The sequence below is a fragment of the Streptomyces pseudoechinosporeus genome, assembly GCF_054783935.1.
Genome location: NZ_BAAGPS010000016.1, coordinates 159,819 through 183,435, shown reverse-complemented (window position 1 = coordinate 183,435; position 23,617 = coordinate 159,819). Strand labels below are relative to the sequence as shown.

Genomic DNA, 23,617 nt, shown 5'->3' with positions numbered 1-23,617 from the left:
TCGCTGAATCGTGGAGAACCTGATTGCGCTGCTGGTAGCGGCGCCTCTGCTCGGAGCGGCCGTACTGCTGTGCGGTGGCCGGCGGCTCGATGCCGTCGGCCACTGGATCGGCACCGTCCTCGCGGCCGCCTCCTTCGTGATCGGCGCGATCCTCTTCGCCGACATGCTGGGGAAGGGCGCGGAAGAACGGGAGATAGCCCAGCACCTGTTCAGCTGGGTCCCCGTAGAGGGCTTCCAGGCCGACGTCGCCTTCCAGCTCGACCAGTTGTCGATGACGTTCGTGCTGCTGATCACCGGCGTCGGCTCCCTGATCCACCTGTACTCGATCGGGTACATGGAGCACGACGAGCGCCGGCGCCGCTTCTTCGGCTATCTGAACCTGTTCCTCGCGGCGATGCTGCTGCTCGTCCTCGCCGACAACTACCTGCTGCTGTACGTCGGCTGGGAGGGCGTCGGCCTCGCCTCGTACCTGCTGATCGGCTTCTGGCAGCACAAGCCCAGCGCTGCCACGGCCGCGAAGAAGGCCTTCCTGGTCAACCGCGTCGGCGACATGGGCCTTTCCATCGCGATCATGCTGATGTTCGCCTGGTTCGGCACCTTCGCCTTCGGGCCCGTACTGGAGGCGACGGGCGAGACGAGCGAGGGCAAGCTCACCGCCATCGGCCTGATGCTGCTGCTCGCCGCCTGCGGCAAGTCCGCCCAGGTGCCGCTGCAGTCCTGGCTCGGGGACGCGATGGAGGGCCCGACTCCGGTCTCGGCCCTGATCCACGCCGCGACGATGGTGACCGCGGGCGTGTACCTGATCGTCCGCTCCGGCGAGATCTTCAACGCCGCGCCGGACGCCCAGCTGGCCGTCACCGTCGTCGGCGCCGTCACGCTCCTGTTCGGTGCGATCGTCGGTTGCGCGAAGGACGACATCAAGAAGGCGCTCGCCGGTTCGACCATGTCGCAGATCGGCTACATGATCCTCGCCGCGGGCCTCGGCCCCATCGGCTACGTCTTCGCGATCATGCACCTGGTGACGCACGGCTTCTTCAAGGCCGGGCTCTTCCTCGGCGCCGGTTCGGTCATGCACGGCATGAACGACGAGGTCGACATGCGCAAGTACGGCGGCCTCAGGAAGTACATGCCGGTCACCTTCGTCACCTTCGGCCTCGGCTATCTCGCCATCATCGGCTTCCCCGGTCTGTCCGGCTTCTTCTCCAAGGACAAGATCATCGAAGCGGCCTTCGCCAAGGGCGGCACCGAGGGCTGGATCCTCGGCGGCGTGGCCCTCCTCGGCGCGGCCATCACCGCGTACTACATGACGCGCGTGATGCTGATGACGTTCTTCGGAGAAGAACGCTGGCGGCACGCTCCGACGCCGTCTCCGGCCGAGCCCAGCGTGGAGCCCGCCGCCGAGACGCGAGGCGAGCACGCGGAGCCGCATCCGCATGAGTCCCCGAATTCCATGACGATCCCGATGATCGTGCTCGCCTTCGGGTCGGTCTTCGCGGGAGCGTTCTTCGGTCTCGGCGACCGGTTCATCCACTGGCTGGAGCCCGTCACCGACCACGCGCACGGGCACCCGCCGGTCAGCGCCCTGACGGTCACCCTCTCCACGGTGGCCGTGATGGTCATCGGCGTCGGCCTCGCCTACGTCCAGTACGGGCGCCGTCCCGTGCCCGTCGTCGCCCCGCGCGGCTCCCTGCTCACCCGGGCCGCCCGGCGCGACCTGCTCCAGGACGACTTCAACCACGTCGTCCTCGTGCGCGGCGGAGAGCACCTCACACGCTCCCTGGTGTACGTCGACCACACCCTGGTCGACGGGGTCGTCAACGGCACGGCGGCCTCGATGGGCGGCCTCTCCGGACGGCTGCGCAGGCTGCAGAACGGCTTCGCGCGCTCGTACGCGGTCTCGATGTTCGGCGGTGCGGCGGTCCTCATCGCCGCGACCCTGCTGATGAGGGCGGTCTGATACCGATGTCCTTTCCACTGCTGACAGCGACGGCGGCGCTCCCGGCCCTCGGGGCGATCGCCACGGCCGCCGTGCCGGCCGCGCGCCGCACCGCCGCCAAATGGCTGGCGCTGCTGGTCTCGCTCGCCACCCTGGTACTCGCCGTGGTGGTCCTGGTCCGCTTCGAGCCCGGTGGCGACCGCTACCAACTCACCGAATCCCACGCCTGGATCGCGGACTTCGGGGTGCGCTACGAGCTGGGTGTGGACGGCATCGGGGTGGCGCTCATAGCGCTGACCGCGCTGCTGATCCCGTTCGTGATCCTCGCGGGCTGGCACGACGCCGACCCCCTGGAGACCCGCAGCAGCCGCTGGCGTCCGACGCAGGGCTTCTTCGCCCTGATCCTCGCCGTCGAAGCGATGGTGATCCTCTCCTTCGAGGCCACCGACGTCTTCCTCTTCTACATCTTCTTCGAAGCCATGCTCATCCCGATGTACTTCCTCATCGGCGGCTTCGGAGACCGCGCCCACACGGGCACCGACGAGAACGCGGCGGCTCAACGCTCGTACGCCGCCGTGAAGTTCCTCCTCTACAACCTGGCCGGCGGCCTGATCATGCTGGCCGCCGTGATCGGTCTCTACGTAGTGGCCGGAAACTTCTCGCTCCAGGAGATCGCCGAGGCCCGGGCCAACGGCACGCTCGACATGGCGACCAGTACCGAACGGTGGCTCTTCCTGGGCTTCTTCTTCGCGTTCGCCGTGAAGGCGCCCCTGTGGCCGCTGCACACCTGGCTGCCGAACGCCATGGGGGAGGCCACCGCCCCGGTCGCCGTACTGATCACGGCGGTCGTCGACAAGGTCGGTACTTTCGCGATGCTGCGCTTCTGCCTCCAGCTCTTCCCGGAGGCATCGAAGTGGGCGACACCGGTCATCCTCGTACTCGCCCTGATCAGCATCGTCTACGGGGCGTTGCTCGCGGTCGGGCAGCGTGACATCAAGCGGCTGGTGGCGTACGCGTCGATCTCGCACTTCGGGTTCATCATCATGGGCATCTTCGCGATGACCAGCCAGGGCCAGTCGGGCGCGACGCTCTACATGATCAACCACGGGATCTCGACCGCTGCCCTGATGCTGGTGGCCGGCTTCCTGATCTCGCGGCGCGGCTCGCGGCTGATCGCCGACTACGGAGGAGTGCAGAAAGTCGCCCCGGTACTCGCCGGCACCTTCCTGATCGGCAGTCTCGCGACCCTCTCGCTGCCCGGCCTCGCGCCCTTCGTGAGTGAATTCCTGGTTCTGGTCGGCACGTTCACGCGCTACCCGGTGATCGGGATCATCGCCACCTTCGGCATCGTCCTCGCCGCGCTCTACACCCTCGTCCTCTACCAGAGGACGATGACGGGCCCGGTGAAGCCCGAGGTCTCGGCCATGCCCGACCTGAGGGTGCGGGAACTCGTGGTCGTCACCCCGCTGATCGCCCTGTTGATCTTCCTGGGCGTCTTCCCGAAACCACTCACCGACATCGTCAACCCGGCGGTCGAGCACACCATGTCCGATGTACAGAAGCAGGACCCCGAGCCTGAGGTGGAGGCGGCCAAGTGAGCGCAACAGCCGTCCACAGCCTGTGGACAATGGCGGCCGATCCGATCGACAAGATCGACGCACCCAAGATCGAATACGGGCAGTTGTCGCCCACCCTGATCGTCATCGGCGCGGCGATCATCGGCGTGCTCATCGAGGCGGTGGTACCGCGCAAGTCCCGTTACTACGCCCAGGTGTTCTTGTCCGTCGTCTCGCTCGCCGCCGCCTTTGCCGCGGTCATCGCGCTCGCGACCAGGGGATACGGCACCACGAAGGCCGGCATCGTGGCGATGGGCGCCATCGCCGTCGACGGGCCGGCGCTCTTCCTGCAGGGAACGATCCTGCTGGCCGGTCTGCTCGGCGTGTTCACCTTCGCCGAACGGCGGCTCGACCCCGTGGCGCACGGCAACCAGGTCGACTCGTTCGCCGCGCAGGCCGCGTCCGTGCCCGGCAGCGACAGCGAAAAGGCCGCGGTGAAGGCCGGGTTCACCACCACCGAGGTGTTCCCGCTGCTCCTCTTCGCCATCGGCGGAATGCTCCTCTTCCCGGCCGCCAACGACCTGTTGACGCTGTTCATCGCCCTGGAAGTCTTCTCACTGCCGCTCTACCTGCTGTGCGCCGTGGCCCGCCGCAAGCGGATCATGTCGCAGGAAGCGGCGGTCAAGTACTTCCTGCTCGGCGCCTTCGCCTCAGCGTTCACGCTCTTCGGCATCGCCCTGCTGTACGGCTACGCGGGCTCGGTGTCGTACGCGACGATCGCGCAGGTCGTCGACGGCTCGATCGAGAACGTGACCCCGGCGCTCGCCGAGACCATGGGCAACGATGCACTGCTGCTCATCGGCGCCGCGATGCTCGTCATGGGCCTGCTGTTCAAAGTGGGCGCGGTGCCGTTCCACATGTGGACCCCGGACGTGTACCAGGGCGCGCCGACGCCGGTGACCGGCTTCATGGCCGCAGCCACCAAGGTGGCCGCCTTCGGGGCGCTGCTGCGCCTGCTGTACGTGGTACTGCCGGGCCTGAGCTGGGACTGGCGGCCGGTGATGTGGGCCGTCGCGATCGTCACCATGCTGGGCGGCGCGATCGTCGCGATCACCCAGACCGATATCAAGCGGCTCCTGGCGTACTCGTCGATCGCCCACGCGGGCTTCATCCTCGCCGGTGTCATCGCGACCTCGGCGGACGGCATCTCGTCCGTGCTCTTCTACCTGGGGGCGTACTCCTTCGTCACGATCGGCGCGTTCGCGGTCGTGACCCTGGTGCGGGACGCGGGCGGCGAGGCAACGCATCTGTCCAAGTGGGCGGGGCTCGGGCGGCGTTCGCCACTGGTGGCGGCGGTGTTCGCGGTCTTCCTGCTGGCCTTCGCGGGCATTCCGCTGACCTCCGGCTTCGCCGGGAAGTTCGCCGTGTTCAAGGCGGCGGCGGAGGGCGGCGCAGGCGCGATCGTCGTGGTCGGTGTGATCTCGTCGGCCATCGCGGCGTTCTTCTACATCCGCGTGATCGTGCTCATGTTCTTCAGCGAGCCGAAGCCGGAGGGACCGACGGTGGCCGTGCCGTCACCGCTGACGATGACGGCGATCGCGTTCGGCGTGGTGGTCACGCTGGTACTCGGTGTGGCGCCGCAGTACTTCCTCGACCTGGCAGGGCAGGCGGGAGTGTTCGTGCGCTGACATGCGCACCCGCGCGTCGGGCCCCGGCTCCCTTCGCGGAAGCCGGGGCCTCGTGCGTGTCCGTCGAGAGTCATCGAGGGCGGCCTGTGGATAACTCTGAGGCTGTCGGTGCCGACGCCTATCGTGGACGCAGTGGTCGAGGCACGACGTGCGACGGGGGACAGGGCGATGAGCGGGACGGGCGGGACGGGTGTGATGACCGAAGAGGACAGGGCCGCAGGGCTTGCCGGGCAGGCCGTGGGGCTGGGCGAGAGCAGGGCCGCGGGGCTCGCGGAGAGCGAGGTGTTGGGCACGCTCCGCCGTGTCTTCGGGTACGAGGCGTTCCGCGGTGAGCAGGAAGCGGTCATCGAGCATGTGGTGGCCGGCGGCGACGCAGTAGTGCTCATGCCGACTGGCGCAGGCAAGTCGCTCTGCTACCAGATTCCGGCGATGGTCAGACCAGGTATGGGCGTGGTGGTCTCCCCCCTGATCGCGCTGATGCAGGACCAGGTGGACGCGCTGCGGGCGCTCGGCGTGCGCGCCGGGTTCATGAACTCCACGCAGGACTTCGACGAGCGGCGCGTCGTCGAGGCCGAGTTCCTGGCGGGCGAGCTCGATCTGCTCTACCTCGCCCCGGAGCGGCTGCGCCTGGAGTCCACTCTCGACCTTCTCGCCCGCGGCAAGATCTCGGTCTTCGCGATCGACGAGGCGCACTGCGTGTCCCAGTGGGGCCACGACTTCCGCCCCGACTACCTGGCGCTCTCACTGCTGGGCGAGCGCTGGCCGGACGTACCGCGGATCGCGCTGACCGCGACGGCCACGCACGCGACGCACCAGGAGATCACGCAACGCCTGGGCATGCCGGACGCCCGCCATTTCGTGGCGAGCTTCGACCGCCCCAACATCCAATACCGGATCGTGCCGAAGGCCGACCCCAAGAAGCAGTTGCTGACCTTCCTGAAAGAGGAGCACGCGGGAGACGCAGGCATCGTGTACTGCCTGTCGCGCAACTCCGTGGAGAAGACGGCCGAGTTCCTCTGTCGCAACGGCATCGAGGCGGTGCCGTACCACGCGGGCCTGGACGCGGGCACGCGCGCGGCGCACCAGTCGCGGTTCCTGCGCGAGGAAGGCCTGGTCGTCTGCGCCACCATCGCCTTCGGTATGGGCATCGACAAGCCGGACGTACGGTTCGTCGCCCATCTCGACCTGCCGAAGTCGGTCGAGGGCTACTACCAGGAGACGGGCCGCGCGGGCCGCGACGGACTGCCCTCCACGGCATGGATGGCATACGGCCTGAACGACGTCATACAGCAGCGCAAGCTGATCCAGTTGAGCGAGGGCGACGAGGCGTTCCGGCGCCGGGCCGCGATGCACCTCGACGCGATGCTCGCGCTGTGTGAGACCGTTCAATGCCGCCGAGCCCAACTCCTCGCCTACTTCGGCCAGGACGCCGAGACCACGGCGTGCGGGAACTGCGACACATGCCTGGTCCCTCCGGAGACCTGGGACGGCACGGTCGCGGCCCAGAAGGTGCTGTCCACGGTGGTGCGGTTGCAGCGCGAGCGCGGGCAGAAGTTCGGGGCGGTCCAGATCGTCGACATTCTGCTCGGGAACAGAACCGCCAAGGTCATACAGTTCGACCACGACCAGCTGTCCGTGTTCGGTATCGGCGAGGAGTTGTCCGAGGGCGAATGGCGAGGAGTCGTACGGCAGTTGCTGGCCCAGGGACTGCTCGCGGTCGAGGGCGAGTACGGGACGCTCGTACTGACCGAGGCGAGCGGAACGGTGCTGCGGCGTGAGCGGGAGGTCCCGCTGCGCAAGGAGCCGAAGAAGCCGGTGACCGCGAAGTCGGCGTCGCCCAGAGGCGAGCGCAAGGCCAAGGCCGCGGCGGTCGAGCTGCCCGAGGAGCTGGTTCCCGTCTTCGAGGCACTGCGTACGTGGCGTGCGGCGCAGGCCAAGGAGCAGGGTGTTCCGGCGTACGTCATCTTCCACGACGCGACACTTCGGGAGATCGCCGCCGTGGGGCCCACGTCCATCGCGGAGTTGGGCGGGATCAGCGGGGTGGGCGAGAAGAAGCTCGCGACGTATGGGGATGGGGTGCTCGGAGTGCTTGCCTCCCTGGCTCCGGGGTCGCCGGCTCCCGCGGCCGAGGGCGGGGACTCGGGGGCGCAGGAGCCGGATCCGGAGGACTGGGGCGAGCCCGAGGAGCCGGACGGGCCGGACGACTGGATATAGAGGACCGGGTGGGACAGGTGACCGGGTGAGGGGTCACACGCTCGGTGCGACCTGCCCTGTCACCTCGCCCAGTCCCACCCGGGTTCCGTTCGGCCCCGGTGCCCAGGCCGTCAGCGTGACGACGTCGCCGTCCTCGAGGAACGTCCGCTTGCCGTCAGGGAGTTCGAGGGTGTCGCGTCCGTTCCAGGTCAGCTCCAGCAGGGACCCGCGTTCGCGCTCGTTGGCTCCGCTCACCGTTCCCGAGGCGTAGAGGTCGCCGGTGCGCAGGGAGGCGCCGTTCACCGTCATGTGGGCCAACTGCTGGGCGGCGGTCCAGTACATGGTGGAGAAGGGCGGCTCGGAGATGACATGGCCGTTGAGGGCGACGGAGATGCGCAGGTCGTAGCCGCCGGGTTCCTCGGAGGCGTCGTCCAGGTAGGGGAGAAGGAGGTGAGTACGGGACGGAGGCGCGACCCGGGCGTCATCCAGGGCGTCGAGCGGCGTGATCCAGGCCGACACCGAGGTGGCGAAGGACTTGCCGAGGAAGGGGCCGAGGGGGACGTACTCCCAGGCCTGCAGGTCGCGCGCGGACCAGTCGTTGAGGAGGCAGAGGCCGAAGACATGGTCGCGGAAGTCGCTCAGCGGCACCCGTGAGCCCATGGCGGAGGGCGTACCCACCACGAAGCCGACCTCCGCCTCGATGTCCAGGCGGACGGACGGCCCGAAGACCGGCTCGGGGTCCGTGGGAGCTTTGCGCTGGCCACAGGGGCGTACCACATCCGTGCCGGACACCACGACGGTGCCGGACCGGCCGTGGTAACCGATCGGCAGGTGCTTCCAGTTGGGGGTGAGGGAGTCGGTGGCGTCGGGGCGGAAGATCTTGCCGACGTTGCGGGCATGGTTTTCCGATGCGTAGAAGTCGACGTAGTCCGCGACCGTGAAGGGGAGGTGCAGGGTGACTTCGGAGAGCGGGTGCAGCAGGGGTTCGACGGTCTCCCGGTGGGCGGGCACGGTCAACCACGCCGTGATCGCTCGTCGCACATCCGACCAGGCCGTACGGCCCGCTGCGAGCAGCGGGTCGAGGGTGCGGCGGGCGAGCAGGCGAACGTACGGGGAGCCGAGAGCCCGAGCCGCGCCGCCCGCGTCGAGGACGTGGTCGCCCAGCCGGACGCCGACACCGCGCTCCTGGGAGCCGACAGGGGAGAACACGCCGTACGGAAGATTGTGGGGACCGAAGGGATCGCCCTCGGGGACCTCGAAGGGGGGCATCGGGTGCTGCCTCGCTTTCCGTGTGGGTGGGGATCACGTTACGGGGGAGTTGCGCGCGGGGCGTCCGAGAGGCTTACGACTCGCGCGCCAGAGGCTTACTACTCGCTCGCCGCGGCTCGCTGCCACGCCAGGAAGCCGGCGACGAGTTCGGGCGGGTTGGCGCCTCGGTGGCCTCCACGGTGACGCGGGGGATGGTCGAGTTTTCGGACGTCGTCTGGTTCGGGCCGGGTCGATGGGCCGTTCGATCCGTATTCTCTGATCATGGCCGCACCGATCGCATATTCACTTATCGCCACTGACCTGGACGGAACGCTGCTCCGCGGCGACGACACCCTCTCCGACCGGTCACGGACCGCGCTGGCGATGGCGATCACGGCGGGGGCCCGGCACCTCGTGGTGACGGGGCGTCCGGCGCCGCGCGTACGGCCGTTGCTGGACGAACTGGGCGGTCAGGGATTGGCGGTGTGCGGGCAGGGGGCGCAGTTGTACGACGCCGGGGCCGACCGCATGGTGTGGTCGGTGACCCTGGACCGGGAACTGGCCGAGACGGCGCTCGGCAAGATAGAGGCGGAGGTCGGGGACGTGTACGCGGCCGTGGACCAGGACGGTGTCGACGGGCTCACGTTGATCGAACCGGGTTACGAGATGCCGCATCCGACCTTGCCGGCGGTACGGATCCTCCACCGCGACGACCTCTGGACAGAACCCATCAGCAAGGTGCTCCTGCGCCATCCGTCCCTGACGGACGACGAGTTGGCGTCCGCGGCCCGCGGAGCGGTCGGTTCGCTCGCCACTGTCACGATGTCCGGCCCCGGCACCGTCGAACTTCAGCCATGCGGAGTGACCAAGGCGACGGGCCTCGCACGCGCCGCCGCCCACCTCGGTCTCACCCACACCACAACGATCGCCTTCGGTGACATGCCCAACGACATCCCCATGTTCGACTGGGCAACCCACGGCGTGGCTATGGCCAACGCCCACCCCGAACTCAAGGCGGTGGCCGACGAGGTGACCTTGTCGAACGAGGAGGACGGCATCGCGGTGGTACTGGAGCGGCTGTTCCACCAAGCGGCGGCCGTCACAGAAACAGCTCCTCGAGTGCGCGGGCGTATGCCCTGAAGCACTGTGTCCTCCAGGGCTCGGGCGATCTCCGAGGTGGCGGGAATGGAACCTTTCGTGCCGTGTGCCTCGTTGTCGTAGCAGGTCGGCTGGAACCTACCGCCAGTGATCCGATAGTGCCTGGCCTGGACGGGCGGGCGCTCACTGTGATCGAAAGGCGACCGGATACGCTGACTTGAGTGCGAGCAGCGACACATCGACAAACACCTACAGCACACACGACACACAGCCCCCAAAGAAGCAACAGCAGCAACCGCACCAAGAGCACGCAGAGACCGCCCTTGAGAGCGTCAGCAGACAGGAGACCCTCGTGACCGTCGTCGGGCCGTTCGGGCTGAGCGTGCGGGACCAGGCTCTCGAAGCCGATGTCCAGGCCGGATTGGCGGCTGTCGAGGAGGGCCTGCTCGAGGCAACCAAGAGCGAGGTCCCGTTCATCACGGAGGCCGCGCAGCACCTGGTGCGCGCGGGCGGCAAGCGGTTCCGGCCGCTGCTCGTGATGCTCGCCGCACAGTTCGGGGACCCGTACGCGCCGGGCGTCGTGCCCTCGGCCGTGGTCGTGGAGCTGACCCACCTCGCCACGCTGTACCACGACGACGTGATGGACGAGGCGGACGTACGCCGCGGGGTGCCCAGCGCGAACACTCGCTGGGGCAACTCGGTGGCGGTGCTCACCGGCGACTTCCTGTTCGCGCGTGCCTCGCACATCCTGGCCGACCTCGGACCGGAAGCGGTACGGATCCAGGCCGAGGCGTTCGAGCGCCTGGTCACCGGACAGATCCTGGAGACGGCCGGACCGCGCGACGGACGCGACCCGATCGATCACTACCTGGACGTGATCGGCGGCAAGACCGGCTCGCTGATCGCCGTGTCGGGACGGTTCGGCGCGATGATGTCGGGCGCCGACGAGACCGTGGTGGACGTGCTCACGCAGTACGGGGAGCGGCTCGGCGTCGCCTTCCAGCTCGCCGACGACGTACTGGATATCGCGAGCGATTCGCACGAGTCCGGCAAGACGCCGGGCACCGACCTGCGCGAGGGCATCCCCACCCTCCCCGTGCTGCGGCTGCGTGAGCGCGTGGAGCGGCTCGGTCTGGCCGAGGACATCGCGCTGTCCGAGCTGCTCGACTCGGACCTGACGGATGACGCCCGGCATGCCGAGGCACTCTCCCTCCTCCGCGCCCACCCGGCCCTGGAGCAGGCCCGCCGCGACACCGTTCGGTACGCCGAGGAGGCCCGCGCCGCACTGGTGCCGCTGCCGGAGTGCGATGCGAAGGTGGCACTCGTGGAGCTGTGCGACGCGGTGGTGCACCGGGCGGGCTGACCCCGCCGCAGCCCCTGAACGGGGGTCCCGAACCAGGCTCTCGGTCCATGGCCTCTTCTAGGCTCCCGATCCAGAGTGACGCACGTCACATACTTGGATTGAGTCCAGACTCAGATCCACCCCGTAACTAAGCCCAGAAGCTGACGCAGGGGGTGTCAGCTGAGCTACGGGGAGAAAACAGAATCATGGGGACATCCATTACGTCCGCGAAGCGTCGTAAGAGCCTGGTCATCTCCGGTGTCGCGGTGGCCGCCGCGGCCGGTGTCGCCGCCGCCGTCATCCCGGCGGTCGCCGACAGCGGGAACCAGGGCAAGGGCAAGGGCGCGAACCACGCGCAGCACGGGGGCCAGTCCATCGAGGTGCAGAGCGGCCTCGCGGGCGGCAGTGGCAGCGGCGGCACCATCCTCGCCGCGAGCCTCAACGGCGCGAACGAGGTGGCAGTCCAGGGCGGCCCCGCCGTCGGGGACAAGGACGGCGCGGCGCTCCAGTTCGTGAAGGTCAAGGGCGACAAGGTGTCCGTCGCGGTCAAGTGGCGCGGCACCGACAAGCCGACCCTGCTCCACATCCACCAGGGCGCCAAGGGCGTCAACGGCGGCGTCAAGGTCGACTTCACCAAGCTGCTGGAGAAGGCCAAGGGCCGTACGGTCACCGGCACGGTCAAGGTCGAGGACGCCGCCCTGCTCGACCAGCTGAAGTCCAATCCGGGTGGTTTCTACGCCAATCTGCACACCGCAGAGTTCCCGGGCGGAGCCGTCCGCGGCCAACTCCACAAGATCACCACGGACTTCGACTTCAGGAACGCGCTGTACAACTTCCAGGCCTCCGTCATCAAGGGCAAGCAGATCTACGAATGCAAGAAGGCGGACGACGGCAGCACCGCCTTCGCGCAGCGTGATGTGCGCGCCGTGCTCGGCGGTGGCATCGCGCACTCCTTCGTGAAGCCCAACTCCGGTACGCCGCAGTGGATCGCGCCCGACCGCAGTGCGGTCACCGGTGCGGTGATCTCCAAGACGCCGAACGGCGACAAGAACATCCCGGAGCTGGACCTCAAAGCCACTCAGTCCGGCAAGCACCGCGGGCTGTTGGCCGGTACGGCCGAGATCCTTCGGCTGAACACCGTGGGCGGGGTGGCTCCCGCCGGGTCCTGTGAGGAGGGGACCATCGTGGGTGTCCCGTACGGGGCGGACTACGTGTTCATCAACCGGTGATCCACGGGCTGTGAGCCGATGACCGACCGGCTCTGAACGGCATGACGGGCGGCGTCCTCCCGCACAACCCTTACGGGGCGGGGGAGGCGCCGCCCACTCGTGTCATACCGCAGCAGTACACGGAGTTGGCTCCGAGGTCTGACGCTTCTCGTCGGCCGATTTGGTCTGATTGGAAACACCACTTCACAGGAGTTCGGGTGACAATGGCGGCCGGGGTGGACGAGTGCAGCATGACGGTAAGCCGCCGCCGACGACGGAGGTAGGGCACACATGGCACCGTACGAATCCGACGACGACACGAACGAGGAGCTGCGGACCGGCCGGCGCAAGGCGGCGCGGTACGTCGTCCCCGTCGCGGTGATGGGGTTGGCTGCGGCGACCATCGGGCTGGTCCCGGCGTTCGCGGGCTCCGGCGACCCCGACCTGCCAGAGATCACCGCTGAGCAACTCATAGAGAAGATCGCCGCGTCCGACGTACAGCAGCTGTCCGGCACGGTGAAGGTCAGCACGAATCTGGGCCTGCCGGACCTCGGCGGCCTGGAGAGCAGCTTCGCTCCGGGTGGCGGTGGCGCCGGCGGTTCCGACGACGAGGGTTCCTCCGCCGATCCGTCGACCAAGCTCATGGAACTGGCGTCCGGTACGCACACGTTGCGGGTCGCGGCCGACGGCCCGGACAAGCACAAGGTGTCGCTGCTGGACAAGGCCGCCGAGTACAGCCTGATCCACAACGGCGACGAGGTGTGGGCGTACGACAGCGCGTCGAACGAGGCGTTCCACATGAAGGACGCCTCCGGTTCCGCCGAGGACAAGGGCAAGAAGGAAGAGGCGCCGAAGGACGTCCCGACCACGCCCAAGGAGATGGCCGACGAGGCGCTGAAGGCGGTCGACGACACGACGTCCGTGACCGTTGACGGCACGGCTCAGGTCGCGGGCCGCGATGCGTACAAGCTGGTCATCAAGCCGAAGCAGTCCGGTTCGACGGTCGGTCAGATCTCGATAGCGGTGGACTCCAAGACCGGTATGCCGCTGAAGTTCACGCTGACCCCGGCCAGCGGTGGCGCGGCCGTTGTGGACGCGGGCTTCACCAAGGTCGACTTCAGCAAGCCGGCCGCGTCCACCTTCGACTTCAGCCCGCCGAAGGGCGCGAAGGTCACCGAGGGCGACGAGATGAAGTCCGAGGAGCGGGCGCTTCCGAAGGCCGAGGAGGATCTGGGCCATGGGCTCGAAGGGTTCGAAGGGCTCAAGACCATAGGCGAGGGCTGGACCACCATCGCCCGGTTCGACACCGGCGGCGAGGGCATACCGTCGGCATCCGGCGACGCGGGCAGCTTCCTCGACTCGCTGGGCACGAAGGTGAGCGGCGAGTTCGGCTCGGGCACGGTCTTCTCGACCCGACTGGTCAACGCGCTCATCACGGACGACGGCCAGGTGTACGCGGGCGCCGTCACGAAGGACGCGCTGGTGAAGGCGGCCAACGCCGCGAAGTAACAGGCAGAGGACGACAGGTGGTTGGCGTCCGACCGGAGGTTTCTGGTCGGGCGCCAACGGGGAGTTGAGGGAGTCGATGGCGGAACTGTCCACCGCGGAACCGGACACCGGGCCGGCAACTGGGCCGGAAGCCGGGCCGGACACGGTGATCGCCACCCGTGCGCTCACCAAGCGTTTCCGTGGTGGACAACTCGCCGTCGACGGCCTCGATCTGGCCGTCCCGGCGGGCAGCGTCTTCGGCTTCCTGGGGCCGAACGGCTCCGGTAAGACGACCACCATCAGAATGCTGATGGGCCTGATCGAGCCGACCTCGGGCACGGCGCGCGTCCTGGGACAAGTCATGCCGCGCGCCACTCGCACGGTGCTCCCGCAGGTGGGCGCGCTGATCGAGGGACCGGCGCTGTACGGATTCCTGTCCGGCCGCGACAACCTCCTGCGGTACGACTCCGCCGACCCGACCGCCGATCCCCGCACTCGACGCACGCGCGTCGCGGCCGCCCTTGACCGGGTCGGACTGACGGCCGCCGCGAGCAAGAAGGCGAAGGCCTACTCGCTGGGCATGAAGCAGCGGCTCGGACTGGCGGCGGCACTGCTCCAGCCGCGCCGGCTGCTGGTCCTGGACGAGCCGACCAATGGGCTCGATCCGCAGGGGATGCGCGAAATTCGCTCGCTGGTACGGGAGTTGGCGTCGGACGGTACGACCGTCTTCCTCTCCTCGCATCTGCTGGACGAGATCGAGCAGGTGTGCTCGCATGCCGCAGTGATGGCGCAGGGGCGGCTGATCATCCAGGGCCCGGTGGCCGAGTTGGCGGCCGGCGCACGTGGTCGCCTGGTCGTCACGACACCGGATCCGGGCGACGCGGCCCGCGTACTGAAGGAGCAGGGCGTGGCCGACGTCGTCGTCGAGGAGGACCGGGTGACCGGCGAGCCTCCGGACGACCGCGACCGCGACCTCGCCGAGGTGAACGCGGCGTTGGTGTCGGCAGGTGTCCGGGTACGGGGCTTCGGGCTCGAACGGGCTTCGCTGGAGGACGCGTTCGTTGCGCTGACGGGGGAGGGCTTCGATGTCGCGGGCTGAAGCATCAGAGGTCTCTGAGGTCTCACAGGTCACTGAAGTCACCGCCGACTCCGGCACCGCCGAGATCGTCGGCCTACGGAAGCCGAGTCCGCTGTGGACCCTCGGCCTGTTGCGCAACGAGCTGGTGACCACCCTGCGCCGGTGGCGGACGATCGCGCTGCTGGGGGTGCTGGCCGCGGTGCCGGTGCTCGTCGGGATCGCGGTGAAGATCGAGACGAGTGACGGCGGGGGCGGAGGCGGCGGGGGACCGGCGTTCGTCTCGCAGATCACCAACAACGGACTGTTCCTGGTGTTCACGGCGCTTGCCGCGACGCTGCCCTTCTTCCTGCCGATGGCGATCGGCGTCATCGCGGGGGACGCGATAGCGGGCGAGGCGAACGCCGGCACGCTTCGCTATCTGCTGGTCGCACCCGCGGGGCGTACACGGCTGCTGCTTACGAAGTACGCGACCACGCTGGCGTTCTGTGTCGTAGCGACGCTCGTCGTGGCGGTGTCGGCGCTGATCGTGGGGTCCCTGCTGTTCCCACTCGGCGAGCTGACGACGATCTCCGGAACGCGGATCAGCTTCGGTGAAGGGCTGGTGCGGGCGTTTCTGATCGCGCTGATCGTCGCCGCGTCACTGATCGGAATAGCAGCGCTCGGCCTGTTCGTGTCGACGCTCACCAGCAGCGGCATAGCGGCGATGGCGACGACCGTGGGCCTGCTGATCACCATCCAGATCCTCGACCAGATACCCCAACTCCACGCGATACAGCCGTACTTCTTCTCGCACTACTGGCTGTCCTTCGCGGACTTGATGCGCGATCCGGTGTACTGGGACGACCTGTTCCGCAACCTCGGCCTTCAGGGCCTGTACGCGGCGGTGTTCGGCACGGCGGCGTGGGCGCGCTTCACGACGAAGGACATCACCGCCTGAAAGTCAGTGCATGGGTGCGTGGGTGACGCATGGGTGCATGGGCGGGGAGCTCAGTGCACGCAGAATTCGTTGCCCTCCGGGTCCGTCATGAGCACCCACTCGCCGCCTGGTTCCTTCACCTCCCGCTGTACCGTCGCCCCCAGGTCCGTCAGTCGCGCGACCTCCGCGTCGCGTTGCCCGGGCTCGGTGTGTACGTCGATGTGCAGCCGGTTCTTGACGGTCTTCGGCTCCGGTACGCGTTGGAAGAGCAGTCGCCGGCCGAGGCCCGTGCCGCTCTCCTTGTCGTACGGGTCCTCCGGGTGCCGTACGGCGACGAGGTCGCGCCAGGCCTTGTGGCCGTGGGACTCGACGGTGATCTCGGGCGGTACGGCGCCGAAGCCCAGCAGGCGTTCGATGAGGACGCTGTTGTCCTCGACCTCGTAGCCGAGTGTGGCGGCCCAGAAGTCGGCCTGGGCGTGCGGGTCGGCGGCGTCGATGACGATCTTCCAGTGCAGGGGCGTGGGCGACTGAGTCATGGATGGACGGTACGTCGGACGGGGGGTTTCGCACGGGGTTTTCGCCCCGCCGCACCTACCCTCTCCCACTCTCGGCCGCGTCATACGTCGCCCGGGCCGCCGCGATCTCCCCCTGGTGCTCCTCCGTCCATGTCACCAAGGAGCGGATCGTCGTGTGCAGCGTCCCGCCGAGCGGAGTCAGTTCGTATTCGACCCGCGGTGGCACCACGGGATGCACCGTGCGTTTCACCAGGCCGTCCCGTTCCAACTGCCTCAGGGTGACCGTCAGCATGCGCTGGCTGATGCCGTCGATCTCCCGTCGCAGTTCGGTGAAGCGGAGGCGGCGATTGTCGAGGAGAGCGATGACCAGGAGGGACCACTTGTCGGCGACCCGGTCGAGGATCTGGCGCACCTGGCAGTCCTCGCGGGTGTCCCACTGGAAGGGGTCCGTGTCGCCGTAGTCCACACCCACGGTGCCCGCGCAGTTACTCGGTACCTTCAAAGTGCCTTCTTCCATAGCTTTGGATGCTGCCGCAGGCTGGCCATGGTTACAAGAGGGAACCGACCCTCAGCCGAGTAACCGCCTCTACCCAACCGCCCCCTGCCTCGAAGGAGTCCCGCCATGGGCACCCGCGCCTGGGCCCTGCTGCTCGTCCTCTGCGGAACGATCTTCCTCGAGGGCATCGACGTCGCCATGCTGGCCGTCGCGATCCCCTCCATCAGAGCCGATCTCGACCTGTCCACGAACGCGGCGGCGTGGGTGATCAGCGCGTACGTACTCGGTTACGCCGGCTTCACCCTGCTCGGCGGTCGCGCGGCCGACCTCCTGGGCAGACGCCGGATGTTCCTCACCTGGCTGACCGTCTTCCTCGCCTTCTCGGGCCTCGGCGGCTTCGCCACGGAGGGCTGGATGCTGATCGTGGCCCGTTTCGTCACGGGCGTCTCGGCGGCCTTCATGACTCCGGCCGCGTTGTCCCTCATCACGACGTCGTACGAAGAGGGCCCGCAGCGCAACAAGGCCCTGCTCGTCTTCGCGGGCACGGCGGCCGGCGGCTTCTCCCTCGGCCTGGTCATCGGCGGCCTGCTGACCCAACTTGGCTGGCGCTGGGTGTTCTTCGCACCGGTACTGCTGGCGGCGGCGATCCTGACGGCGGCGGTACGCCTGATTCCGGCCCAGACGGGCGAGGGAAAACCGCACACAGCAGAGGGGCGCCCCCAGCCGCGTACCACATCCGTCAACAACGCCTCCCAGCCCCGCACCCGCACCCGCACCCGTGCCGAAAGCTTCGACATCCTCGGTGCCATCACCGCGGCCGGAGCCATGCTGCTCGCCGCGTACGCCGTCATCCGGCTCGAACACGGCCTGAACGAATGGCAGTTGACGGCCGGAGCGGCAGCCGCCGCCGCGCTCCTGGGCACCGCCTTCGTCGTCGTCGAACGCCGCAGCGCCGCTCCCCTCGTCCGTCTGGGCATTCTGCGCAAGGCGTCGGTCGTACGTGCCGACCTCGGCGCCCTGCTCTTTGTCGGCGCCTTCTTCGGCTTCCAGTTCGTCGTCACGCTCTACCTGCAGGAACTGCGCGGCTGGTCCTCGCTCCAGACGGCGATCGCCCTGGTGGTGATGGGCTGCGACGCGATCCTCGCGCCGACGCTCACGCCCCGCCTGGTCAACCGGTTCGGCAACGGCCGGGTGATCCTCGGCGGCTTCGTCCTGGGGATCGTCGCGTACGGGCTCTTCCTGCCGGTCGGCATGGACTGGACGTACGCCGCGATGTTCCCCACCCTGCTCATCGCGGGCATCGCCTTCGCCCTGGCCTACGGTCCGCTCACGATCGCGGCGACGGACGGCGTCACGGAGTCCGAACAGGGCCTGGCGGGCGGCCTGTTGAACACCGCGACCCAGTTCGGCTCGGCACTCGGCATCTCGGCGGTGACGGCGGTGTACGGCCTGGCCTCCTCGGGTTCGGATCCCGAGTCCACCCTGTCCGCCTTCCGTACAGCCCTGATCGTCCCGGTGGTGATGGTGTCTCTCGGCGCCCTGCTCTCGTCCTTCGGACTACGCGGGCGAGGGAAGCGGGTGGCCGGAGTGCCTGCCGAGGCGGCGGCCAACCCCGCCCGACAGAAGGTGAGTTGAGGATGCGCGGCACGCCACACGGCGCGGTACTCGCCGACATAATGTCCCCATGACGGACACCGCCGCCCCCTCCTCCACAGAGCGCACCTCGGTCGTCGTCGTGGGTGCCGGCCCCGCCGGTCTCACCGTCGCCAACATCCTGCGTGCCGCCTCCGTCGACTGTGTGGTGCTGGAGACGGAGAGCAGGGAGTTCATCGAGCAGCGGCCCCGTGCGGGCTTCCTGGAGGAGTGGGCGGTGCGCGCCCTGGAGCGGCGCGGTCTCGCCGACCGGCTGCTGGAGAACGCCCAGGTGCACAGCGAGTGCGAGTTCCGGTTCGCGGGCGAGCGGCACAGGTTCCGGTACGGCGACATGTCCGGGCACCACCACTTCGCCTATCCCCAGCCGCTGTTGGTGACGGACTTGGTGCGTGTGTACGCGGACGAGCGGGGCGGTGACATCCGTTTCGGCGTACGCGACGTGGAGTTACACGCCATCGACTCGGACCAGCCCTCGGTGGCGTACACGGATCCGGACACGGGCGAGCGCGTACGACTCGACTGCGCGGCCGTCGCGGGCTGCGACGGCGCGCGCGGTGTCACCCGGGCGTGCATGCCGCCGGAGCATGTCGGCATCGCCCGACACGACTATGGGATCGGCTGGCTGGCGCTGCTCGCCGAGGCGCCGCCGTCCAACGACTGCGTCGTCTTCGGCATCCATCCGCGGGGCTTCGCCGGGCATATGGCCCGCAGCCCGCAGGTCACCCGGTACTACCTGGAGTGCCCGCCCGGCGACGACCCCGAGAACTGGTCGCACGAACGCGTCTGGGCCGAGCTCCACAAGCGGCTCGCGGCGGACGGGGCCCAGCCGCTCACCGAGGGGCGGCTGATCGAGAAGCGGGTCCTGGACATGCACAACTACGTCGTGGAGCCGATGGCGTACGGGCGGCTGTATCTGGCCGGCGACGCGGCCCACCTCCTCGCGCCGATCGGCGCGAAGGGCATGAACCTCGCGATCCACGACGCCCTGCTGCTCGGCGACGCGCTCATCGCGTACTGCGGCAAGGGCGACGGGAGCGGGCTCAGCGGCTACTCGGCGGCCTGTCTGGGGCGGGTGTGGCAGTACCAGGAGTTCTCGCTGTGGCTGTCGGACATCTACCACGGCGCCTCGTCCGGCGACCCGTTCCGGGCGGGCGCCACCGCGGCCCGGTTGCGGCGGACCCTCGCCTCGCCCGCCGCCGCGGCCGGGTTCGCGGGGCTGTACATCGGCAAGGACGCCGATTACTGACTCGACTACTGACCACCGGGCGACTAAGCGGCCTCGGGGAAGTGAGGCACGCCTCCACGCCTCCCCCACTGCCTTAAAGGCGTGGGAGGTACCCCCAGGCACGGCACCTCGCCGCACTGCCGCATTACCCAAGTACGTCCAGTACGAGGGCGATGCGGCAGCACGCCGATGCTCCCCCAGCTACCTCCCCCAGCACCGGACGACGCGGGAACGCACCCCACCTCCCCGAGGCCGCTCAGGACCTGGGGCTCGAGGTCGGCTTCTGGATCTCCGGGACGTCCGCGTCGACCCCTGCCGCCTCGGCAACCCCTGCCGCCTGCAGAGTCAGCCGCGCCCGGCGTGACGTCCGCAGTGCGTCCCACGTCAGCAGCGACAGCGCGGCCCACACCAGCGCGAACCCGGCCCACCGCTCGGCGGGCATGGCCTCGCGGAAGTACAGGACGCCGAGCAGGAACTGCAGTACGGGTGCCAGGTACTGGAGCAGCCCGAGCGTCGACAGCGGTACGCGGATCGCCGCCGCCCCGAAGCAGACGAGCGGCGCCGCCGTCACCACACCGGTCGCGGCCAGCAGCGCCGCGTGCCCGGCACCCTCGGCACCGAACACCAGGTCACCCTGCCCCGCCAGCCACAGCAGGTACGCCAGCGCGGGCAGGAACTGGATCGCGGTCTCCGCGGCCAGCGATTCCAGACCACTCAGATTGACCTTCTTCTTCACCAGCCCGTACGTCGCGAAGGAGAAGGCGAGGCAGAGGGAGATCCACGGCGGCTGCCCGTACCCGACCGTCAGCACCAGAACCGCGGCGAAGCCGATGCCGACCGCCGCCCACTGGGCGGGCCGCAGCCGTTCCTTCAGGAGCAGGACGCCCATCGCGATGGTGACGAGTGGGTTGATGAAGTAGCCGAGGGACGCCTCCACCACATGGCCGGTGTTCACGGCCCAGATGTAGACGCCCCAGTTGATGGTGATCACGGTCGCCGCGACCGCGACCAGGCCCAGTCTGCGCGGCTGCCGCAGCAGTTCGCCGGCCCAGGCCCAGCGCCGTATCACCAGCAGCGCGACCGCGACAATGCCGAGCGACCACACCATGCGGTGGGCGAGGATCTCGATGGCTCCGGCGGGCTCGAGGAGGGGCCAGAAGAGGGGGACGAGGCCCCACATGCCGTACGCCGCGAAGCCGTTCAGCAGACCTATGCGCTGCTCGCCCTTGGACTCCAGACCTGTGTGCTGCTCGCCCTTGGACCTCACCGGCACGGCCTCTCCCCTCTCGAGCGGCTGCGAGCGCGCAGCCGCTCACGACGGTAACGCCGAACACCCCCGCCTGTCATGGCCGTATTCACGATACGGTCATTACAAACGGGGGTGGGCGAGGACGGCTCTTGAGGGCGGCAGGGGAGTCGGCCCTCGAATGCCGTCGCTCTTCAGGGAAGCTCGAGCAGGTCAGCCCTTGAGTGCCGCCGCGATCGACTCCGCGATCGGGGTGGTCGGGCGGCCGGTCAGCCGAGACAGGTCACCGCTGGTGACGACCAGCTCGCCCTTCTCGACGGACGCGTCCACTCCGGCGATGGTCGCGGCGAGCGGCTCGGGCAGCCCGGCGCCGGTCAGGATGCCCGTGAAGACCTCGACGGAGACAGGGCTGTACGCGATCTCCTTGCCGGTCTGCTTGGCCACCTCGGCCGCGTACTCGGCGAAGCCCCAGGCGGTGTCGCCGCCCAGCTCGTACGTCTTGTTCTCGTGGCCCTCGCCCGTCAGCACGGCCACGGCGGCGGCCGCGTAGTCCGCGCGGGAGGCCGAGGAGACCTTGCCGTCGCCGGCGGCCTGGACGACGGCGCCGTGCTCCAGGACCGGGGCGAGGCTCTCGGTGTAGTTCTCGTTGTACCAGCCGTTGCGCAGCAGGGTGTACATCACGCCGGACTCGAGGATCGCCGCCTCGGTGCCCCGGTGGTCGTCGGCCAGCGCGGCGGTCAGGCTGCCCGGCGCGCTGGTGTAGGCGAGGAGCGCGACCCCGGCGGCCTTGGCGGCTTCGAGGACGACCTTGTGCTGGCCCACGCGGTCGTTGCCGATCTCGCTGCCGGAGATGAGGAGCACCTTGTCACCGGCGGAGAAGACGCTGCCGAAGGTCTCGGGAGCGCTGTAGTCGGCGACCGCGATCTTCACGCCGCGGGCCGCGAAGCCCGCCGCCTTCTCCTCGCTGCGGACGACGGCCGTGATCTGGTCGGCCGGAACCTTCTCCAGCAGCCCTTCGATGACAAAGCGGCCGAGGTGGCCGGTGGCTCCGGTGACGACGATGCTCATGATGTTGCAGCTCCTTGTGAGTGGGTATGCCACTAACCCTAGGGGCTGCACTTACTTCTCGAAAGTACCCACTTTGAAGTAAGGTACTGGCATGGCCGTAAGCGCATCAGTCAATGGATCCGTCAGTGCAGCTGGCAGCAAGTGGAACGTGGAGGGTGAGGCGATGTGTCCGCATCGCCTGGTCCTGGAGCACGTCACCAGCCGCTGGGGGGTCCTGGTCCTGATCCAACTCCTGGAGCGCCCGCACCGCTTCAGCGAGCTGCGGCGTGCCATCGGGCGGGTCAGCGAGAAGATGCTCACGCAGACCTTGCAGACGCTGGAGCGGGATGGACTGGTCCACCGGGACGCGAAGCCGGTGATCCCGCCGAGGGTGGACTACTCGCTGACGGACCTGGGCCGCGAGGCCGCCGAGCAGGTGCGCGCACTGGCCGACTGGACGGCTCGCCGCATGGACGCGGTGCTGGAGGCGCGCGAGGTGTATGACGCGGCCAGAGGGTAGCTCTGAGCTGGGGTGACGTGCCTGCCAGCCCTGATTGCACGAATGCGAACGGCGCTCGCGGGGCACACATGGGTCAGGGCGCTGGTCGACGTACGAGGCGCGCTTCCATGCGCCCCCCTCTCCACCTCCACGCCTGCTTGAGCCGCCGGGCACGCTGGGGGCGGGGTGGTTTCACCCACCGTGTGCCGACCCACGATGCCACCACGCGGCGCACGGCCACCGGATCCAGGGGGATGCCTTGACATGGCCACACAGACTCCGGCCGCGCGGGCTAGCAGGATCGGTTCTGCAGTAGTGGCGGGACTTGGCCTGATGCGCGCCTTCTTCGCCCGAGGCGCCCGCCGTCGGCGTCAGGAGGAGCTCCTGCTGGACCTGCTCCGACAGCTCACTCTGATGACGGAGGAGATTCATCGGGCGAACCTGATCCAGCAGTACAGGCTCACACTGGACCAGATGGACCGGGCGATCGACGACCCTTCTCTGGCCGACGCGGGGAGCACGCTGACCGGCATCCCGGAGGGCAAGCGCCGCCAGATGATCTTCGCCAACCGGGAGTACGGGAGCCTGCTGATGGCCCACCGGGTCGGGGTGTACGACTGGGATGAACTCCTGGGACATCTGCGTGTGCTGTGCCGCAACAAGCTGTTCGCCGAGTACTGGGACCGCACGGTCGAGCACCGCAGGTCCCTGCCCACGGATTCGGTGGAGGCACGGGTCGGGGCGGTCGTCGACGTGATGATCGAGGAGCTGGCCGACGATCCGGAGGAGTGGTGGATTGTTGGTTCACCGTCCAGTGAGCCTCCTGACGGGCCTGCGGCGTGATAGATCTTGGTATCGTGCCCGGCTCTGCCCTGGCACGTCATCCAGCCTGCCCGGACATAGAAAAGGCTCCGCGTGTGTCTGCCCTCAGCGTCGTCCGCCGTCTCGGAGATCCACCCAAGCTGCGGGGCAGCGGAACGATGGAAACCTGTCCGGACATCTTCGAGCTGAGCGACGGCAGCTTCGCCGTCATCGGCACCGAAGCCACCGCCGCGCTGGCCCACCGCCTTCCCCCAGGCGTCACACGAGCCGACCACGAGCGCATCGTCGTCCTCGACCGCGACACCGTCATGCGCGCCAAGAAGGACATCCCCGACGCGTGACAACAAGGACCCGCGTCCCGTA

Annotated in this window: 20 protein-coding genes; 15 read left to right on the top strand and 5 right to left on the bottom strand. The window is 68.6% G+C overall.

Going from position 1 to position 23,617, the window contains the following annotated elements:
- Window positions 1-10: 10 nt before the first annotated feature.
- From nuoL to recQ, 4 genes are all read left to right on the top strand, one after another.
- Window positions 11-1,957, top strand: coding sequence for an NADH-quinone oxidoreductase subunit L (gene nuoL, locus ACYVO6_RS21790; protein ID WP_461063523.1), 1,947 nt, complete (start codon window positions 11-13; stop codon window positions 1,955-1,957).
- Window positions 1,958-1,962: 5 nt separating this feature from the next.
- The gene (locus ACYVO6_RS21785) at window positions 1,963-3,534 is read left to right on the top strand and encodes an NADH-quinone oxidoreductase subunit M (RefSeq protein WP_461063521.1); all 1,572 of its coding nucleotides are present in this window, start codon (window positions 1,963-1,965) and stop codon (window positions 3,532-3,534) included.
- Window positions 3,531-5,180 carry an NADH-quinone oxidoreductase subunit NuoN gene (nuoN, locus tag ACYVO6_RS21780; RefSeq protein ID WP_461063519.1) on the top strand — a complete coding sequence of 550 codons (1,650 nt, stop codon included), beginning with the start codon at window positions 3,531-3,533 and terminating at the stop codon, window positions 5,178-5,180. The genes ACYVO6_RS21785 and nuoN overlap by 4 nt, the downstream gene beginning before the upstream one ends.
- Window positions 5,181-5,348: 168 nt before the next feature.
- Window positions 5,349-7,394 (top strand): DNA helicase RecQ, encoded by a 2,046-nt coding sequence (gene recQ, locus ACYVO6_RS21775; RefSeq protein WP_461063517.1) that lies wholly within the window; start codon window positions 5,349-5,351, stop codon window positions 7,392-7,394.
- A 33-nt stretch (window positions 7,395-7,427) separates the two neighbouring features.
- Here the strand turns inward: recQ and fahA are convergent, their stop codons facing one another.
- Window positions 7,428-8,642 (bottom strand): fumarylacetoacetase, encoded by a 1,215-nt coding sequence (fahA, locus tag ACYVO6_RS21770; protein ID WP_461063515.1) that lies wholly within the window; start codon window positions 8,640-8,642, stop codon window positions 7,428-7,430.
- Between the two features lie 261 nt (window positions 8,643-8,903).
- Between fahA and ACYVO6_RS21765 the strand changes: the two genes are divergently transcribed.
- From ACYVO6_RS21765 to ACYVO6_RS21740, 6 genes are all read left to right on the top strand, one after another.
- Complete coding sequence (locus ACYVO6_RS21765) at window positions 8,904-9,761, top strand: HAD family hydrolase (RefSeq protein ID WP_461063513.1); 858 nt, start codon at window positions 8,904-8,906, stop codon at window positions 9,759-9,761.
- Window positions 9,762-10,071: 310 nt separating this feature from the next.
- Window positions 10,072-11,082 (top strand): polyprenyl synthetase family protein, encoded by a 1,011-nt coding sequence (locus ACYVO6_RS21760; protein ID WP_461063511.1) that lies wholly within the window; start codon window positions 10,072-10,074, stop codon window positions 11,080-11,082.
- 185 nt (window positions 11,083-11,267) lie between these two features.
- A complete protein-coding gene (locus tag ACYVO6_RS21755; RefSeq protein WP_461063508.1) occupies window positions 11,268-12,290 on the top strand; it encodes a CHRD domain-containing protein in 1,023 nt (340 codons plus the stop codon).
- Window positions 12,291-12,560: 270 nt separating this feature from the next.
- Window positions 12,561-13,778, top strand: a complete 1,218-nt coding sequence (locus ACYVO6_RS21750) for a LolA family protein (protein ID WP_461063506.1) — start codon at window positions 12,561-12,563, stop codon at window positions 13,776-13,778.
- Window positions 13,779-13,854: 76 nt separating this feature from the next.
- Window positions 13,855-14,856 (top strand): ABC transporter ATP-binding protein, encoded by a 1,002-nt coding sequence (locus ACYVO6_RS21745; protein ID WP_461063504.1) that lies wholly within the window; start codon window positions 13,855-13,857, stop codon window positions 14,854-14,856.
- Complete coding sequence (locus ACYVO6_RS21740) at window positions 14,843-15,772, top strand: ABC transporter permease (protein WP_461063502.1); 930 nt, start codon at window positions 14,843-14,845, stop codon at window positions 15,770-15,772. Before ACYVO6_RS21745 ends, ACYVO6_RS21740 begins: the two co-directional genes overlap by 14 nt.
- A 50-nt stretch (window positions 15,773-15,822) precedes the next feature.
- On the opposite strand, the gene ACYVO6_RS21735 is transcribed toward ACYVO6_RS21740, so the two are convergent.
- On the bottom strand, window positions 15,823-16,287 hold the full coding sequence (locus tag ACYVO6_RS21735; RefSeq protein WP_461063500.1) for a VOC family protein: 465 nt from the start codon (window positions 16,285-16,287) through the stop codon (window positions 15,823-15,825).
- A 55-nt stretch (window positions 16,288-16,342) separates the two neighbouring features.
- The gene (locus ACYVO6_RS21730) at window positions 16,343-16,783 is read right to left on the bottom strand and encodes a winged helix-turn-helix transcriptional regulator (protein WP_461063498.1); all 441 of its coding nucleotides are present in this window, start codon (window positions 16,781-16,783) and stop codon (window positions 16,343-16,345) included.
- Window positions 16,784-16,888: 105 nt separating this feature from the next.
- Here ACYVO6_RS21730 and ACYVO6_RS21725 point away from each other — a divergent pair, with 105 nt between their 5' ends.
- Together ACYVO6_RS21725 and ACYVO6_RS21720 are read left to right on the top strand one after the other, a co-directional pair.
- On the top strand, window positions 16,889-18,397 hold the full coding sequence (locus ACYVO6_RS21725) for an MFS transporter (protein ID WP_461063496.1): 1,509 nt from the start codon (window positions 16,889-16,891) through the stop codon (window positions 18,395-18,397).
- Window positions 18,398-18,446: 49 nt separating this feature from the next.
- The gene (locus tag ACYVO6_RS21720) at window positions 18,447-19,661 is read left to right on the top strand and encodes a 4-hydroxybenzoate 3-monooxygenase (protein ID WP_461063494.1); all 1,215 of its coding nucleotides are present in this window, start codon (window positions 18,447-18,449) and stop codon (window positions 19,659-19,661) included.
- Window positions 19,662-19,896: 235 nt separating this feature from the next.
- On the opposite strand, the gene rarD is transcribed toward ACYVO6_RS21720, so the two are convergent.
- Both rarD and ACYVO6_RS21710 read right to left on the bottom strand, forming a co-directional pair.
- A complete protein-coding gene (gene rarD / locus ACYVO6_RS21715; RefSeq protein WP_461063627.1) occupies window positions 19,897-20,820 on the bottom strand; it encodes an EamA family transporter RarD in 924 nt (307 codons plus the stop codon).
- Between the two features lie 279 nt (window positions 20,821-21,099).
- Complete coding sequence (locus ACYVO6_RS21710) at window positions 21,100-21,954, bottom strand: SDR family oxidoreductase (RefSeq protein WP_461063492.1); 855 nt, start codon at window positions 21,952-21,954, stop codon at window positions 21,100-21,102.
- Between the two features lie 91 nt (window positions 21,955-22,045).
- On the opposite strand from ACYVO6_RS21710, the gene ACYVO6_RS21705 reads away from it, so the two are divergent.
- From ACYVO6_RS21705 to ACYVO6_RS21695, 3 genes are all read left to right on the top strand, one after another.
- Window positions 22,046-22,453: a winged helix-turn-helix transcriptional regulator gene (locus ACYVO6_RS21705; protein ID WP_461063490.1), complete on the top strand. Its 408-nt coding sequence runs from the start codon at window positions 22,046-22,048 to the stop codon at window positions 22,451-22,453.
- Window positions 22,454-22,648: 195 nt separating this feature from the next.
- Window positions 22,649-23,275: a DUF6082 family protein gene (locus ACYVO6_RS21700; RefSeq protein ID WP_461063488.1), complete on the top strand. Its 627-nt coding sequence runs from the start codon at window positions 22,649-22,651 to the stop codon at window positions 23,273-23,275.
- A 137-nt stretch (window positions 23,276-23,412) separates the two neighbouring features.
- Entirely contained in the window at window positions 23,413-23,595 is a 183-nt protein-coding gene (locus ACYVO6_RS21695) for a hypothetical protein (RefSeq protein ID WP_461063625.1), read from the top strand.
- Window positions 23,596-23,617: the final 22 nt, after the last annotated feature.